This window comes from Streptomyces hygroscopicus subsp. hygroscopicus, from assembly GCF_001553455.1.
Lineage (GTDB): Bacteria > Actinomycetota > Actinomycetes > Streptomycetales > Streptomycetaceae > Streptomyces > Streptomyces hygroscopicus.
Map to the genome: position 1 here is coordinate 1 of NZ_BBOX01000099.1, position 13,369 is coordinate 13,369.

The 13,369-nt window shown below is 70.9% G+C and carries 13 protein-coding genes, 1 tRNA gene and 1 pseudogene; 10 read left to right on the plus strand and 5 right to left on the minus strand.

Going from position 1 to position 13,369, the window contains the following annotated elements:
- Window positions 1-49: 49 nt before the first annotated feature.
- Window positions 50-1,300 (minus strand): PTS transporter subunit EIIC, encoded by a 1,251-nt coding sequence (locus tag AXW62_RS11120; RefSeq protein WP_060944355.1) that lies wholly within the window; start codon window positions 1,298-1,300, stop codon window positions 50-52.
- Window positions 1,301-1,516: 216 nt separating this feature from the next.
- Here AXW62_RS11120 and AXW62_RS11125 point away from each other — a divergent pair.
- From AXW62_RS11125 to rdgB, 4 genes and pseudogenes are all read left to right on the plus strand, one after another.
- Window positions 1,517-1,759 (plus strand): annotated as a pseudogene (locus AXW62_RS11125) (PTS sugar transporter subunit IIB); the annotation flags it as partial.
- Between the two features lie 75 nt (window positions 1,760-1,834).
- Complete coding sequence (rph, locus tag AXW62_RS11130; RefSeq protein ID WP_030839781.1) at window positions 1,835-2,566, plus strand: ribonuclease PH; 732 nt, start codon at window positions 1,835-1,837, stop codon at window positions 2,564-2,566.
- Between the two features lie 106 nt (window positions 2,567-2,672).
- Entirely contained in the window at window positions 2,673-3,041 is a 369-nt protein-coding gene (locus tag AXW62_RS11135) for a hypothetical protein (RefSeq protein WP_244503282.1), read from the plus strand.
- Between the two features lie 23 nt (window positions 3,042-3,064).
- Entirely contained in the window at window positions 3,065-3,700 is a 636-nt protein-coding gene (gene rdgB / locus AXW62_RS11140; RefSeq protein ID WP_060944357.1) for an RdgB/HAM1 family non-canonical purine NTP pyrophosphatase, read from the plus strand.
- A 50-nt stretch (window positions 3,701-3,750) separates the two neighbouring features.
- Here rdgB and AXW62_RS11145 read toward each other — a convergent pair.
- From AXW62_RS11145 to bcp, 3 genes are all read right to left on the minus strand, one after another.
- A tRNA-Leu gene (locus AXW62_RS11145) sits at window positions 3,751-3,834 on the minus strand.
- A 14-nt stretch (window positions 3,835-3,848) separates the two neighbouring features.
- Complete coding sequence (locus tag AXW62_RS43840) at window positions 3,849-4,859, minus strand: HNH endonuclease (RefSeq protein ID WP_159060853.1); 1,011 nt, start codon at window positions 4,857-4,859, stop codon at window positions 3,849-3,851.
- A gap of 130 nt (window positions 4,860-4,989) precedes the next feature.
- A complete protein-coding gene (gene bcp, locus AXW62_RS11155; RefSeq protein WP_030839790.1) occupies window positions 4,990-5,457 on the minus strand; it encodes a thioredoxin-dependent thiol peroxidase in 468 nt (155 codons plus the stop codon).
- 138 nt (window positions 5,458-5,595) lie between these two features.
- Between bcp and AXW62_RS11160 the strand changes: the two genes are divergently transcribed.
- On the plus strand, window positions 5,596-5,964 hold the full coding sequence (locus AXW62_RS11160; RefSeq protein WP_060944359.1) for a DUF3618 domain-containing protein: 369 nt from the start codon (window positions 5,596-5,598) through the stop codon (window positions 5,962-5,964).
- Window positions 5,965-6,419: 455 nt separating this feature from the next.
- Window positions 6,420-6,722, plus strand: a complete 303-nt coding sequence (locus tag AXW62_RS11165; protein WP_051886695.1) for a GroES family chaperonin — start codon at window positions 6,420-6,422, stop codon at window positions 6,720-6,722.
- Window positions 6,723-6,877: 155 nt separating this feature from the next.
- On the opposite strand, the gene AXW62_RS11170 is transcribed toward AXW62_RS11165, so the two are convergent.
- Window positions 6,878-9,220: a transglycosylase domain-containing protein gene (locus tag AXW62_RS11170; RefSeq protein WP_060944360.1), complete on the minus strand. Its 2,343-nt coding sequence runs from the start codon at window positions 9,218-9,220 to the stop codon at window positions 6,878-6,880.
- A gap of 277 nt (window positions 9,221-9,497) precedes the next feature.
- Here AXW62_RS11170 and AXW62_RS11175 point away from each other — a divergent pair, with 277 nt between their 5' ends.
- The 4 genes from AXW62_RS11175 (at window position 9,498) to AXW62_RS11190 (ending at window position 13,355) form a co-directional block, all read left to right on the plus strand.
- The gene (locus AXW62_RS11175; RefSeq protein ID WP_060944361.1) at window positions 9,498-10,298 is read left to right on the plus strand and encodes an ABC transporter permease; all 801 of its coding nucleotides are present in this window, start codon (window positions 9,498-9,500) and stop codon (window positions 10,296-10,298) included.
- Window positions 10,299-10,344: 46 nt separating this feature from the next.
- Window positions 10,345-11,109 carry an ABC transporter permease gene (locus AXW62_RS11180; protein ID WP_236257797.1) on the plus strand — a complete coding sequence of 255 codons (765 nt, stop codon included), beginning with the start codon at window positions 10,345-10,347 and terminating at the stop codon, window positions 11,107-11,109.
- Window positions 11,110-11,290: 181 nt separating this feature from the next.
- A complete protein-coding gene (locus AXW62_RS11185) occupies window positions 11,291-12,262 on the plus strand; it encodes an ABC transporter ATP-binding protein (RefSeq protein WP_174556377.1) in 972 nt (323 codons plus the stop codon).
- Between the two features lie 271 nt (window positions 12,263-12,533).
- Window positions 12,534-13,355 carry a DUF1707 SHOCT-like domain-containing protein gene (locus AXW62_RS11190; RefSeq protein WP_063817563.1) on the plus strand — a complete coding sequence of 274 codons (822 nt, stop codon included), beginning with the start codon at window positions 12,534-12,536 and terminating at the stop codon, window positions 13,353-13,355.
- The last annotated feature ends 14 nt before the right edge of the window (window positions 13,356-13,369 follow it).

Sequence of the window (13,369 nt, forward strand, 5' to 3'; positions counted from 1 at the left end):
GAACCGAGCCGGTTCCGGGGCCCCGCCGTGTACCGGCGCAGACGGCGGTCTACGCCTTGGTGAGGTCCTCGACCTCCTCCTCGGGTTCCCGGCCCGGGGTGGGGAGGTCGAACTTGGTGATCGCGAAGCGGAAGACCACGTAGTAGACCACCGCGAAGACGAGCCCGATCGGGATGATCAGCCATGGCTTGGTGGCATGGCTCCAGTTCAGGGCGTAGTCGATGAAGCCCGCCGAGAAGTTGAAGCCCGCGTGCACACCCAGGGCCCAGGTGACCGCCATCGCCACGGCGGTGAGCACCGCGTGGATCACGTAGAGCAGCGGGGCGATGAACATGAACGAGAACTCGATCGGCTCGGTCACCCCCGTGACGAACGAGGTCAGCGCCAGCGAGACCATCATGCCCAGCACGGCCTTGCGGCGCTCGGGGCGGGCGGCGTGCGCCATGGCCAGGGCGGCGGCCGGGAGGCCGAACATCATGATCGGGAAGAAGCCCGACATGAACATTCCCGCGCTGGGGTCGCCGGCCAGGAAGCGGCTGAGGTCGCCGTGCACCGTCTCGCCCGCGGCGTTGGTGAAGTCGCCGAGCTGGAACCAGGCCACGGTGTTCACGAACTGGTGCATGCCGATCGGGATCAGTGCGCGGTTGACGGCGCCGAAGAGGGCCGACCCCGCGGAGCCCAGTCCGGTCATCCACTCGCCGAAGTTGCTGATGCCGTCGCCGATGGGCTCCCAGACCAGGCCGAAGAAGACGCCCACCACGATGCCGGTGAAGGCCATGATGATCGGCACCAGCCGGCGGCCGTTGAAGAAGCCGAGCCAGTCCACCAGCCGGGTGCGGTGGAACCGCTGCCACAGCACCGCGGTGAGCAGACCCATGACGATGCCGCCGAGCACACCGGGGTCGTTGTACTTGGCCGGTATGTCCTCGCCCTTCTGGATCACCGCGTCGGCGACCGGGAAGGCCTCCAGGACCTTGGAGTAGACGAGGAAGCCGACCACGGCGGCCAGCGCGGTGGACCCGTCCGACTTCTTGGCGAACCCGATGGCCACGCCGACGCAGAACAGCAGCGGGAGGGCGCCGGTGAGCGCGCCGCCGGCGTTGTTGAACACGGCGGCGACCTTGTCCCAGCCCAGGCCGTCGGTGCCGAACACATCGGGCTGCCCGAGCCGGACCATGATTCCGGCGGCGGGCAGGACCGCGATCGGCAGCTGAAGGCTGCGGCCGACCTTCTGCAGCCCTTGGAACAGACCGGCACCCCGTTTCTGGGCGGGCGCCGCCTGGGCGGTGGCCGTACTCATCGGATTCCTCCTGGTGAGGCGGGCACTCGGGAGAAGGGGACGGCCCGCGTTATGGTCTAAACCACATGTGGTGTAGACCTGTTGTAGCACGTGGGGGTCCGATATACGTAGGGCTCTGATAAAGGAATCTATCCTTCCATGTGACGGCCGCCCTCCTCACCCCCATAATGGTGTAGACCACTTTGGGTTGGTCGCAACGCGGACAGCAGGACGACAGGAGCGAACATGGCCAGCAAGGCTGAGAAGATCGTCGAGGGGCTCGGCGGCATCGACAACATCATCGAGGTCGAGGGCTGCATCACCCGCCTCCGCACCGAGGTCAAGGACGCCACCCTGGTCGACGAGGCCCTTCTGAAGGCCGCGGGCGCCCATGGCGTGGTGAAGATGGGCAGCGCCATCCAGGTGGTCATCGGCACCGACGCGGACCCCGTCGCCGCCGAGATCGAAGACCTGATGTGACCTCCTGAGTCCGCCTCATCGCCCCCTGCACCGAATCCGGGCCGGGGGCCCCGGCGATGCCGATAGGCTCGTCCCATGTCTCGTATCGACGGCCGCACCCCCGACCAGCTCCGCCCGGTGACCATCGAGCGCGGATGGAGCAAGCACGCCGAGGGCTCCGTCCTCGTCTCCTTCGGTGACACGCGGGTTCTGTGCACCGCGAGCTTCACCGAGGGCGTGCCCCGCTGGCGCAAGGGCAGCGGCGAGGGCTGGGTCACCGCGGAGTACGCGATGCTGCCGCGCTCCACCAACACCCGGGGCGACCGCGAGTCCGTCCGCGGCAAGATCGGCGGCCGTACGCACGAGATCTCCCGTCTCATCGGCCGCTCGCTGCGCGCCGTCATCGACTACAAGGCGCTGGGCGAGAACACCGTCGTCCTCGACTGCGATGTCCTCCAGGCCGACGGCGGCACCCGCACCGCCGCCATCACCGGCGCCTATGTGGCCCTGGCCGACGCCATCGGCTGGGCCCGCGGGAAGAAGCTCGTCAAGGCCACCCGGCAGCCGCTGACCGGCACCGTCTCCGCCGTCAGCGTCGGCATCGTCGGCGGCGTCCCCCTGCTCGACCTCTGCTACGAGGAGGACGTGCGCGCCGAGACCGACATGAACGTGGTCTGCACCGGTGACGGACGCTTCGTCGAGGTGCAGGGCACGGCGGAGGGCGAGCCCTTCGCCCGCGAGGAGCTGAACGGGCTGCTGGACCTCGCCGTGGCGGGCTGTGACGCCCTGGCCGGAATCCAGCGGGCGGCGCTGGCCGGAGAGGTGTGACGGCGGCACCGGGCAACCACCGCCCGGCGCCTGGCGTGTGGTCAGGTACCAGCACCGCTCAAGGGGAGGGACCGATTCCATGGCGCCGCGCCACCGACACCGCCGTATGACCGCCGTCACCGCGCTCGCCGCCGTCGCGCTCGCGGTGCCGCTGACCGCCGGCTGCGGCGCGGTCGAAAAGGCCCTCGACTGCGCCCAACTCGCCGTCGAGATATCCAACGACGTCGACGACCTCCAGGACGTCCTGACCGGCGCGGCCGACAACCCGGCCGACGCCGAGAAGGTCCTGGACGCCCTGGAGGAGGACATCGACAAGGTGGGGGACCGCACCGACGACGCGGACGTCGGCAAGGCCGTCGACAGCCTCCAGAAGGCCGTGGACACCGTCCAGAAGTCCGTCGACAGCGGTGAGCGGCCCGATCTGACGCCGGTCCGGGACGCCGCGGGCGAACTGACCGGCGTCTGCACACCCTGACCTCCCTCCGATAATCGAGAGCTATGCAGCAACACACTGAGGGGCACCCCCCGCACCCCCGCCGCCTGATCCTCGCGACCCGCAACGCCTACAAGATCACCGAACTGCGCTCGATCCTGGGCGAGTCCGGCCTCGACGTCGAACTCGTCGGCGCCGACGCCTATCCGGAGATCCCGGACGTCAAGGAGACCGGCGTGACCTTCGCGGAGAACGCCCTCCTCAAGGCCCACGCCCTGGCCCGGGCCACCGGCCACCCCGCCATCGCCGACGACTCCGGTCTGTGCGTGGACGTCCTCGGCGGGGCGCCCGGCATCTTCTCGGCCCGCTGGTCGGGCGGGCACGGCAACGACCGCGCCAACCTCGACCTGCTGCTGGCCCAGCTCGCCGACGTCCCGGACGAACACCGCGGCGCCCACTTCGAATGCGCCGCCGCCCTCGCCCTCCCCGACGGCACCGAACGCGTCGTCTCCGGCCGGCTCACCGGCACCCTCCGCCGCGAACCCGCGGGCGGCGGCGGCTTCGGCTACGACCCCATCCTCCAGCCCCACGGCGAAACCCGTACCTGCGCCGAGCTGACCCCCGACGAGAAGAACGCCATCAGCCACCGCGGCAAGGCGTTCCGCGCCATCGCCCCGATCGTGCGCGAACTTCTGGGATGAACAAACGCCGGGGGCGCCACACCGCTTCGGTGTGGCGCCCCCGGCGTTTGTGCGGCCGGAGGGATTCGAACCCTCACGGGTGTTACCCCACTGGGACCTAAACCCAGCATGACTGCCAATTCCATCACGGCCGCAAACCACAGTCATGCTACCGGTCTGACCGGTTCCGACACCACGTGTCTGTGATCGCGTGGCAGTTGGGGCACAGGTACCGCAGGTTCTCGCGGCGGTTGTCGAGCCAATCGCCGTTGACGTGGTCAATCTGCAGCGTCATCGTCACGCCCTGCCACTCGCCCGCATTACCGCAGTGAGCGCACTCGTAGATCAGCCCGACTTCATCGAGCGCCGCACGAAGCCGTGAGTGGTTGGGACGGGGAGAGCCCGGTGGGAGGACCCGGAGCACATCATCGGCCACGGAGCGGTGCCTGACCGGTTGGACAATGCGCCGCGTACGCCGCTTGAAGTGCGTCGTGTCGATGCCCGAACGGACCGCTTGACGGTGCACGCGGCGGCGGTTGGCATCGTTGACCGGGAGGCCCAAAGCGCGCATGACGTCGGCGTAGCTCGCGCTGTTGGCGACGGCCGTGCGAAGCGCGGCCTCGGGGATGACGACGCGGGCATGGGAGAAGTGCGACGTGTCCACACCATGATCGCGCAGCATGCGGCCGAGCGCGGCCCGCGTCCTGCCGTCATCGGGTACGCCCAGGACGCGTGCCACGGCACGAACGCTGTTTCCAGCAGCGGCGGCCTCCGCCAATTGCTCACGGGTGAAGGGAAGATCCAGCCGGGTCCGGTTGAGTCCGGGGATGTGGCCGACATCGATTCCGGCCGCCGCTATGCGACGCCGGATGTGGGACAGCGTCCCCGTCGCCGGCCGCGCACCTAACGCGGTGACCACCTCACGCAAGGTGTTCGATGTCGCCACAGCCTCGGCGATGGCGTCGTCGGAGTACTTGCTCCAAGGGCTGCGCCGCTTGAAGTGACTGGTATCGATGGCATACGCCGCTACCAGCTTCTGCAGTGTTCGCCGCCTTCCGCCGCTGACCTTGCCCTCCAGGACGAGCATCAGGTCGGTCCAGGTGGACGAACGCGCGACGGCGTCGGCGAGTACTTCGCGCGGGTATCCGGTCGGCACGGCCCCCTCCCCCTGTGCGATCACGTATCGCACCATCGCACTGAGTAACGAAGCATGCGTCGATCGGTCACGCCTCATGCGCGAGGGTCCCGCACCGGCGTGGTGCGGGACCTTCGGGGAATGTTGGGGGGGGGACGCCGGGGGAACGTCGGGGTCAGAGGCCCAGATCCTTGATGATCTTGGCTACGTGGCCGGTGGCCTTCACGTTGTACAGGGCGCGCTCGACCTTGCCCTGCTCGTCGACGATGACGGTGGAGCGGATCACGCCCGTGACCGTCTTGCCGTAGAGCTTCTTCTCACCGAAGGCGCCGTACGCCTCGAGGGTCTCCTTGGCGGGGTCGGCGAGGAGGGTGACCTTCAGGTTCTCCTGGTCGCGGAACTTCGCGAGCTTCTCCGGCTTGTCCGGGGAGATGCCGATGACGTCGTAGCCGTGACCGGCGAGGAGTTCGAGGTTGTCGGTGAAGTCGCAGGCCTGCTTGGTGCAGCCGGGGGTGAGCGCGGCGGGGTAGAAGTAGACGATCACCTTGCGGCCGGCGTGGTCGGCGAGCGAGACCTGCTTGCCGTCCGCGTCGGGGAGGGTGAAGGCGGGGGCGGTGTCGCCGGGCTGCAGTCGCTCGCTCATGGTCTGGTGCTCCTCGTGGCATCGACGGTACGTGTCCGACACTAGCCAGCTTCCCGTCCGGGGGTGCCGTGGGGCGGGGAAGAGGGGGAGCTGACAGACTGTCCATCACGAACCATCGAGACTGACGGAGGCAGCGCGGTGTCGGATGCCAGGACCCCTGCGCAGATCGAGGCGGACATCGCCCGCAGGCGGCAGGAGCTCGCCGTGACGCTCGACGAGATCGGGGTGCGGGTGCACCCGAAAACGATCATCGGGGACGCGAAGGCGAAGGCGGCGTCGGCCGTGGACCGGACCGCCGGCCGGGCGTATGTGTCCGCGAACCGAGTGGTCACCAGCGTGCGGAGCCAGTTGGTGTCGGAGGAGGGCGAGCCCCGGCTGGAGCGGATCGTGCCGGTCGCGCTCGTCGCGGTGGGGCTGGTCGGGCTGCTCGCGCTCTCGGTCCGGTCCTCCCGGGCGTCCAGGGCCGCCCGGTCCTCCTCGCGGTGCGCCAAGGGGTGCCGGTCGTAGGACGGCGGCCCCCGCGCAGCTGCCGGTCGTAGGACGGCGACCTACCCCCCGCGCCGCTGCCGGTCGTAGAGCGGCGGTCCCCGCGCCGCGGGGTGGCGGTCGCGGCGTTGTGGGGGAGGCTCTCGTTGCGCGAGAAGCCGGTCGCGGCGCCGCGCGGGAAATCGGCGCCAGGCCGGAAGGCCATCCCGGAGCCGCCGGTAAGGCGAGCGATCCCGGCGCGGTGCGGGAAGGCGGTCCCGGAGCCGCCGGTAAGCCGGTAAGTCGGTCCCGGCGCCGCGCGGGAAGCGGTTCCGGCGCCGCGCGCCGCCGGTAAGTCGGTCGCGAAACCGCCGGTAAGGCTCTCCCGGAGCCGTCGGGAAGTCGGTCGGGGCCGCCCTGAGGCGTCATCGCGCCGTGCGGCCAGGTACGGTCATGGCGTGAGTGCGAACACGACCCATGACAAGCTGCCCATCCGGATGCTGCACGACCGTGTGCTGGTCCGCACCGATATTCCGGAGGGCGAGCGCCGGTCGTCCGGCGGCATCGTGATTCCCGCCACCGCGGCGGTCGGCAGGCGGCTGGCCTGGGCCGAGGTGGTCGCGGTCGGCCAGAACGTACGGACCGTGGAGCCCGGTGACCGGGTGCTCTACGACCCGGAGGACCGGGCCGAGGTCGAGGTCCGCGGCGTCGCCTACGTCCTGATGCGCGAGCGCGACCTGCACGCGGTGGCCGCCGAGCGGCTGGAGGGGGCGGAGGACTCCACGGGGCTCTACCTGTGAGCGACCCCAGGTGACGGAGGGTGGTGACGGCCCCGTCACCACCCTCCGCCGCTGTCTCGGCTGTCTCGGCCGCCCCGACGCGGCCTCAGCCGCCCCGGCGCGGCCTCAGCCGTCGTAACTGTCCCGGCGGCCTCGGCAGCGGCCTCAGCCGTGCCTCAGCCGTTCACCGGGCCTCCCGGCCCGCCCGGGTCGCCGCCCGGGTCGCCGGGATCGCCGTCCGGATCGCCCGGTCCGGGGTCGGTCGACGGACTGCCGGTGGGGAGGTCCGTGGGCGGGTCGGCTGTCGGGTCCGTTGTGGGCAGGTCCGGCGGGTTGTCGGTCGGCGTTGTGGGGGGTGAGGGGTCCTGCGGGGCGTCGGTCGGGGGAGTGGTGGGCACCGTCGGCGGGGAGTCCGGGGGCTGCGGGTTGTTCTGGGAGTCGTCGGGGGAGTCCGCGCCGTCCTCCAGCCGCAGGTCGAAGTCGGCCGGCGGCCGGCCGTCCAGCGCCCCGGCCGTGTACTGCGCCCAGATCTCGGCGGGGTAGCCGCCGCCGTTGATCCGCTCCAGGCCGGTCGCCCCGTACAGCGACTTCTGCACGCCGGTGTTGGAGTCCTGGCCCATCACCGCGACCACGGTCGCCAGATCCGGGGTGTAGCCGGCGAACCAGGCGGCCTTGTCCTCTTCCGCGGTGCCGGTCTTGCCCGCCGCCGGGCGCTCGGCGGCCTGGGCGGCGGTGCCGGTGCCGCCGTCGACCACGCTCTGCAGTATCGAGGTGGTGGCGTCGGCGGCGCCGCGCGGGACGGCCTGCCGTTCCTCCCGGTCCGGGAGCTTGATCTGCGCGCCGTCCTTGGTGATCTTCGCGACCAGGCTGTAGTTGCCGTGCTTGCCGTGGTTGGCGAGGGTCGCGTACGCCTCGGTCATGTCCAGCACGCTCGCGGTGGCGGGGCCGAGCGCGATGGAGGGGGAGGCGTGCAGGTCGGGGGTGTTCTTGGGGACGCCCAGGTCGATGGCGGTCTCCTTGACCCTGGCCGGGCCGACGTCCTCGGCCATCTGCGCGTACACCGAGTTCACCGAGTTGTCGGTGGCCGTGGTGACGTCGATGTCGCCGTAGTCGACGTCGTCCTCGTTGGCGGGGGCGTAGCCGGTGGGCCCGCCCGAGCCGACGACCTCGCGCTTGTTGTCGCCGTTGTAGAGCGTGTCGGCGGTGATCGTCTGGCCGTCCTGGGTGGTGGACCCGTAGCGCACCGCCGAGGTGAAGACGAATGGCTTGAAGGTGGATCCCACCTGGTAGTCACGGCGGGTCGCGTTGTTGACGAACTGCTTGGTGTAGTCGATCCCGCCGTAGAGGGCGACCACCTTCCCGGTCTTCGGGTCGATCGAGGCGCCGCCCGCGCGGACGTAGGTGTCGACCTTGCGGTCCGGGCTGAGCTTGCTCATCAGCCGGTCGCGCACGGCCTCCGTGAAGGCGTCCTGCTTCTTCTGGTCGATCGTGGTGGTGATGCGGTAGCCGCCGCGCGCCAGGGTCTGCTCGTCGATGATCCCGTTGCTGGTGAGGTAGTCCTCGACGGCCTCCACGAGGTAGCCGCGCTGGCCGGACATGCCCGAGGCGACCTTGGCGTCCGAGGGCGTGGGGAAGGTCATCTTCTGCCGCTCGGCCCGGTCCAGCCAGCCCTTCTTGACCATGCCGTCCAGGACGTAGTTCCAGCGGGCCACGGCCCGCCCCTTGTTCTGCGGATGGGCGACGATGTCGTAGGCGCTGGGGGCGTTCAGCAGGGTCGCGAGATAGGCGCTCTGGGCGGTGTCGAGTTCGCCGATGTCCTTGCCGTAGTACGCCTGGGCGGCGGCCTGGATGCCGTAGGCGTTGCGCCCGAAGTAGCTGGTGTTGAGGTAGCCCTCGAGGATCTTGTCCTTGCTCACCTCGCGGTCCAGCTTGATCGCGATGAAGAACTCCTTCACCTTGCGGGTGACCGTCTGCTCCTGGTCCAGGTAGTAGTTCTTCACGTACTGCTGGGTGATGGTCGAGCCGGACTGCTTGCCCTTGCCGGTGACGGTGTTCCAGGCGGCGCGGACCATCGCCTCGGGGTTGATGGCCGACTCCGAGTAGAAGTCCCGGTCCTCGGCCGCCAGCACCGCGTGCTGGGTCCGCTTGGGCACCTGGCTGAGCTGGACGCTCTCCCGGTTGACCTTGCCCTCGCGGGCCAGCTGCGAGCCGTCGGAGTAGAGGAAGACGTTGCTCTGGGCGATGGCGGCCTTGTTCGCCGGGGGGATGTCGACGAGCAGATAGCCGGTGACGAGGCCGCCCGCGACCAGCAGGACGATCAGGAGGAGGCCCCCGAGGACCATGCGCCAGGTGGGCAGCAGACGGCGCCACCCGGTGCGCTGGGGACGGTTCTTTCTGCCCTTCGCCGGTTTGCCCGCCGGGAGGCCGTCCGCGCGGTGCGGCGTGTCGTGGTCGCCATCGCCGGGCCGGTGGCCCGTTCCGGCCGGGCCACCGCCGATCAACTGGGGCTCGTCGCTCATGTCTCCTGAGACTCCTCGGCCGCCGTCGGGGGTTGCGCGGCGGCAGGATCGTGCACGGTCGGGCGATTCGCTCCGTACGCCCGATAAAACACTGTCGCATCATCCGTTCCGGGCCGGGGCCGTGGCACGCACCCGTGACTGGTCTGTGACCGGTGGAAGGGATGATTCCGCTCACACCATCCGGTGAATAATGCCTGGCCGTCTCTCCTGCCGCGCCGCTAGGCTCCGGATTTTGGCGCCGGTGGGCCGGTGCGGTCGGGGAGGGAGGGACGGACGGATGCGGCTGTACGCGGCCGTCGCGGTCAGCGGCTTCAAACGCTACGCGACGTATCGAGTCGCCACCGTGGCAGGGGTCTTCACCAACACGGTTTTCGGCTTCATCCTCGCCTACACCTACACCGCGCTGTGGGACGAGCGGCCGCATCTGGGCGGCTACGACCTCGCCCAGGCGCTGACCTTCGTCTGGCTCGGCCAGGCGCTGCTGGCGGCCGTCGCGCTGCTGGGCGGCGGCTTCGAGGAGGAGCTGCAGGAGCGCATCCGCTCCGGTGACATCGCCGTGGACCTCTACCGCCCCGTCGACCTCCAGCTGTGGTGGCTGGCCACCGAGCTCGGCCGGGCGCTGTTCCAGCTGCTGGGGCGCGGTGTGGTGCCCATGGCCGTCGGCGCGCTGGTCTTCGAGCTCCGGCTGCCCGCCTCGCCGCTGACCTGGCTGTGGTTCCTGCTGGCCGTGACGCTCGCGGTGTGCGTCGGTTTCGCGGTGCGCTATCTGGTCGCGCTGGCCTCCTTCTGGCTGCTCGACGGTACGGGGCTGTCCCTGCTGAGCGGGCTGCTGTGCCTGTTCTTTTCCGGGATGATCCTGCCGCTCAACGTCTTCCCGGGGCAGCTGGGCGAGATCGCCCGCGCACTGCCCTGGGCGGCGATGCTCCAGGTGCCCGCGGACGTCTTCCTGGAGGAGCACCGCGGGCCGGGGCTGCTGCGGGCCTTCGCCTTCCAGGCGGGGTGGGCGGTGGCGCTGCTGGCGGCCGGGCGGGTGCTCCAGTCGGTGGCGACCCGGAAGGTGGTGGTCCAGGGTGGCTGAGTCGGCCCTGTACCAGGGACTGCGGGCCTACGCCCTGATCGCCGGGATGTGGGTGCGCTCCACGATGGTGTACCGCACCTCGTTCCTGATCATGACGCTGGGGAACCTGCTCGCGACCGGGCTGGACTTCGTCGCGATCGCGCTGATGTTCACCCACATCGGTGAGCTGGGCGGTTTCACCCTTGACGAGGTCGCGTTCCTCTACGGCACCACCAGCGTCGCCTTCGGCCTGGCCGATCTGGCGCTGGGCACCATGGCCCGGCTGGGCCGGCGGGTGCGCGACGGCACGATGGACACCCTGCTGGTGCGGCCGGTGCCGATACTCGCCCAGGTCGCCGCCGACCGCTTCGCGCTGCGCCGGCTGGGCCGGATCACCCAGGGGGTGCTGGTGCTCGGCTGGTCGCTGAGCCGGCTGGACATCGGCTGGACGGTGGACCGGGTGCTGCTGGTGCCGGTGATGCTGCTGAGCGGAGGCGCCATCTTCGGGGCGCTGTTCGTGCTCGGCGGCGCCTTCCAGTTCTGGGCCAAGGACGCCTCCGAGGTGCAGAACGCCTTCACCTACGGCGGGACCACGCTGCTGGAGTACCCGCCGACGGTCTTCGGCAAGGAGCTGCTGCGCGGCGTCACCTTCGTCGTCCCGCTGGCGTTCGTCAACTGGCTGCCGGCGCTGCACATCCTGGGCCGGCCCGATCCGCTGGGGCTGCCGGACTGGATCGGCTTCGCGGCGCCGCTGGTCGCGTGCGGCTGCTGTGCGGTGGCGGGGCTGGCGTGGCGGGCGGGGCTGCGGGCGTATCAGAGCACGGGGAGTTGAGGCGGATCGGAGCGGGGGAGCCGGAGCGCGGCGAGCTGGGGCGTATCGGAGCGGGGGAGCCGGAGCTGGGGCGTATCGGAGCGGGGGAGCCGGAGCGCGGGGAGCTGGGGCGTATCAGCGCGGGGGAGCCGGAGCACGGGGAGTTGAGGCGTATCGGAGCGCGGGGAGCTGAGGGAAGGCGATGGCCGTGGACGACCTGAGGGACGACCTGATCGAGCTCGACGGCGTCGAGAAGGTGTTCCAGGTGCGGCGCAGAGCCGGGCTGGTGCGCCGGGAGCGCCGTGAGGTGCGTGCCGTGGACGGCATCAGCTTCCGGGTGCCGCGCGGTGAGATGGTGGGCTACATCGGCCCGAACGGCGCCGGGAAGTCGACCACGATCAAGATGCTGACCGGGATCCTGGTGCCCAGCGGCGGGCGGCTGCGGGTCGCCGGGATCGACCCCTCCCGGGAGCGGACCAGGCTCGCGCGCCGGATCGGGGTGGTCTTCGGCCAGCGGACCACCCTGTGGTGGGATCTGCCGCTGCGCGATTCCTACGCGCTGGTGCGGCGGATGTACCGGATCCCGGACGGCCGCTACCGCCGGAACCTGGACCGCTGTGTCGAACTGCTCAGCCTCGGCGCGCTGTTGGACATGCCGGTGCGTCAGCTCTCCCTCGGCCAGCGGATGCGCGGCGACATCGCGGCCGCCCTGCTGCACGACCCGGAGGTGCTCTACCTCGACGAGCCGACCATCGGGCTCGATGTGGTCAGCAAGGCGAAGGTGCGGGAGTTCCTGAGGGAGGTGAACGCCGAGCAGGGCACCACGGTGCTGCTCACCACCCACGATCTGACCGATATCGAGCTGTTGTGCAGGCGGGTGATGGTCATCGACCACGGCCGGCTGGTCTACGACGGCGGACTGGACGGGCTGCACGCGGTGGGGGAGAGCGAACGCACCCTCGTGGTCGACCTGGAGCGGGAGCTGCCGCCCATCGAGGTCCCCGGCGCCCGCACGGTGCGGACCGAGGGGCCCCGGCAGTGGCTGGCGTTCCCGGCGACCAGCAGTGCGGCGCCGATCGTCGCGGCCGTCGCCGACGGCTATCCGCTGGTGGACCTGTCGGTGCGCGAGCCCGAGATCGAGGACGTCATCGCGCGGATGCTGCAGGGGGCGTAGTGCCGGGTCCGGGATGGGCGTGCCCCAGGTCCGGGGCGCGGGGTGTGCCGGGTCCGGGGCGCGGAGTACGCCAAGTACGGGGCGCGGGGTACGCCGGGTCCGGGGCGCGAGGTGCGCCGGGTCCGGGGCGTGGGGTGCGCCGGGTCCGGGGCGCGAGGTGCGCCGGGTCCGGGGCGCGGAGTACGCCAAGTACGGGGCGCGGGGGACGCCGGGTCCGCCGCGCGGTGTGTGGCGAGGGGGCAGGGCCGGTGCCCGCCATTAGTCTGTCCGTATGACGAGCGCTGGTTCTTCCCAGGGAGCGAGCCCCGACCTTCCGGACCCCGCCGGGATGCGGGCCTCCGACGCCGAGCGTGAGCGGATCGCCGAGATCCTCCGGGAAGCCGTCGCCGAAGGCCGCCTGGACATGGAGGAGTTCGAGGAGCGGCTGGGCGCGGCCTACGCGGCGCGCACCCACGGCCAGCTGGAGCCGCTGGTGCGGGATCTCCCGGTGCCCGGGGCCGCCGCCCCCGCCCCGCTGTCCGCGGACGCCGGGGGCGTCGCCGCCCGCGGCGGCTGGGCCGAGCGGATCGGCGGCTCCCCGACCTCGAAGTGGGCCGTGGCGATCATGGGCGGCTTCCAGCGCAAGGGCGCCTGGACCGTTCCGCGCACCTTCACCGCCTTCTCCCTCATGGGCGGCGGCGAGATCGATCTGCGCGAGGCCCGGTTCGAGGACCGCGAGGTGGTGATCCGCTGCTTCGCCCTCATGGGCGGGGTGCAGATCACCGTCCCGCCGGACCTGGAGACGCATGTCGGCGGTATCGGCCTCATGGGGGGTTTCGACCACACCGGGTCCGCCGACGGGGATCCCACCGGCCCTCGGGTGACCGTCACGGGCCTGGCGGTCTTCGGCGGGGTCAGCGTCGAGCGGAAGCTGCGCAAGGAGGAGCACCGGCGGCTGAAGGCGGAGCGCCGCCGGCTGAAGGCCGAGCGCCGGGAGCTGCTGCGCGCCGAGCGCCGGGAGCTGCGGGACGCGCGGCACGGAGAGCGGCGTGAGCGCCGTGAGCACCGCGGGGAGTCCCGGCTGTCCCTGGAGAAGGACGGCCGGGACGACTAGGGCGTGTTTCGAAC

Coding starts and splice junctions, on each gene's coding strand:
- AXW62_RS11120 (WP_060944355.1), bottom strand. CDS start 1,300: ATGAGTACGGCCACCGCCCAGGCGGCGCCCGCCCAGAAACGGGGTGCC.
- rph (WP_030839781.1), top strand. CDS start 1,835: ATGTCTCGTATCGACGGCCGCACCCCCGACCAGCTCCGCCCGGTGACC.
- AXW62_RS11135 (WP_244503282.1), top strand. CDS start 2,673: ATGACCGCCGTCACCGCGCTCGCCGCCGTCGCGCTCGCGGTGCCGCTG.
- rdgB (WP_060944357.1), top strand. CDS start 3,065: ATGCAGCAACACACTGAGGGGCACCCCCCGCACCCCCGCCGCCTGATC.
- bcp (WP_030839790.1), bottom strand. CDS start 5,457: ATGAGCGAGCGACTGCAGCCCGGCGACACCGCCCCCGCCTTCACCCTC.
- AXW62_RS11165 (WP_051886695.1), top strand. CDS start 6,420: ATGCTGCACGACCGTGTGCTGGTCCGCACCGATATTCCGGAGGGCGAG.
- AXW62_RS11170 (WP_060944360.1), bottom strand. CDS start 9,220: ATGAGCGACGAGCCCCAGTTGATCGGCGGTGGCCCGGCCGGAACGGGC.
- AXW62_RS11175 (WP_060944361.1), top strand. CDS start 9,498: ATGCGGCTGTACGCGGCCGTCGCGGTCAGCGGCTTCAAACGCTACGCG.
- AXW62_RS11180 (WP_236257797.1), top strand. CDS start 10,345: ATGTGGGTGCGCTCCACGATGGTGTACCGCACCTCGTTCCTGATCATG.
- AXW62_RS11185 (WP_174556377.1), top strand. CDS start 11,291: ATGGCCGTGGACGACCTGAGGGACGACCTGATCGAGCTCGACGGCGTC.
- AXW62_RS11190 (WP_063817563.1), top strand. CDS start 12,534: ATGACGAGCGCTGGTTCTTCCCAGGGAGCGAGCCCCGACCTTCCGGAC.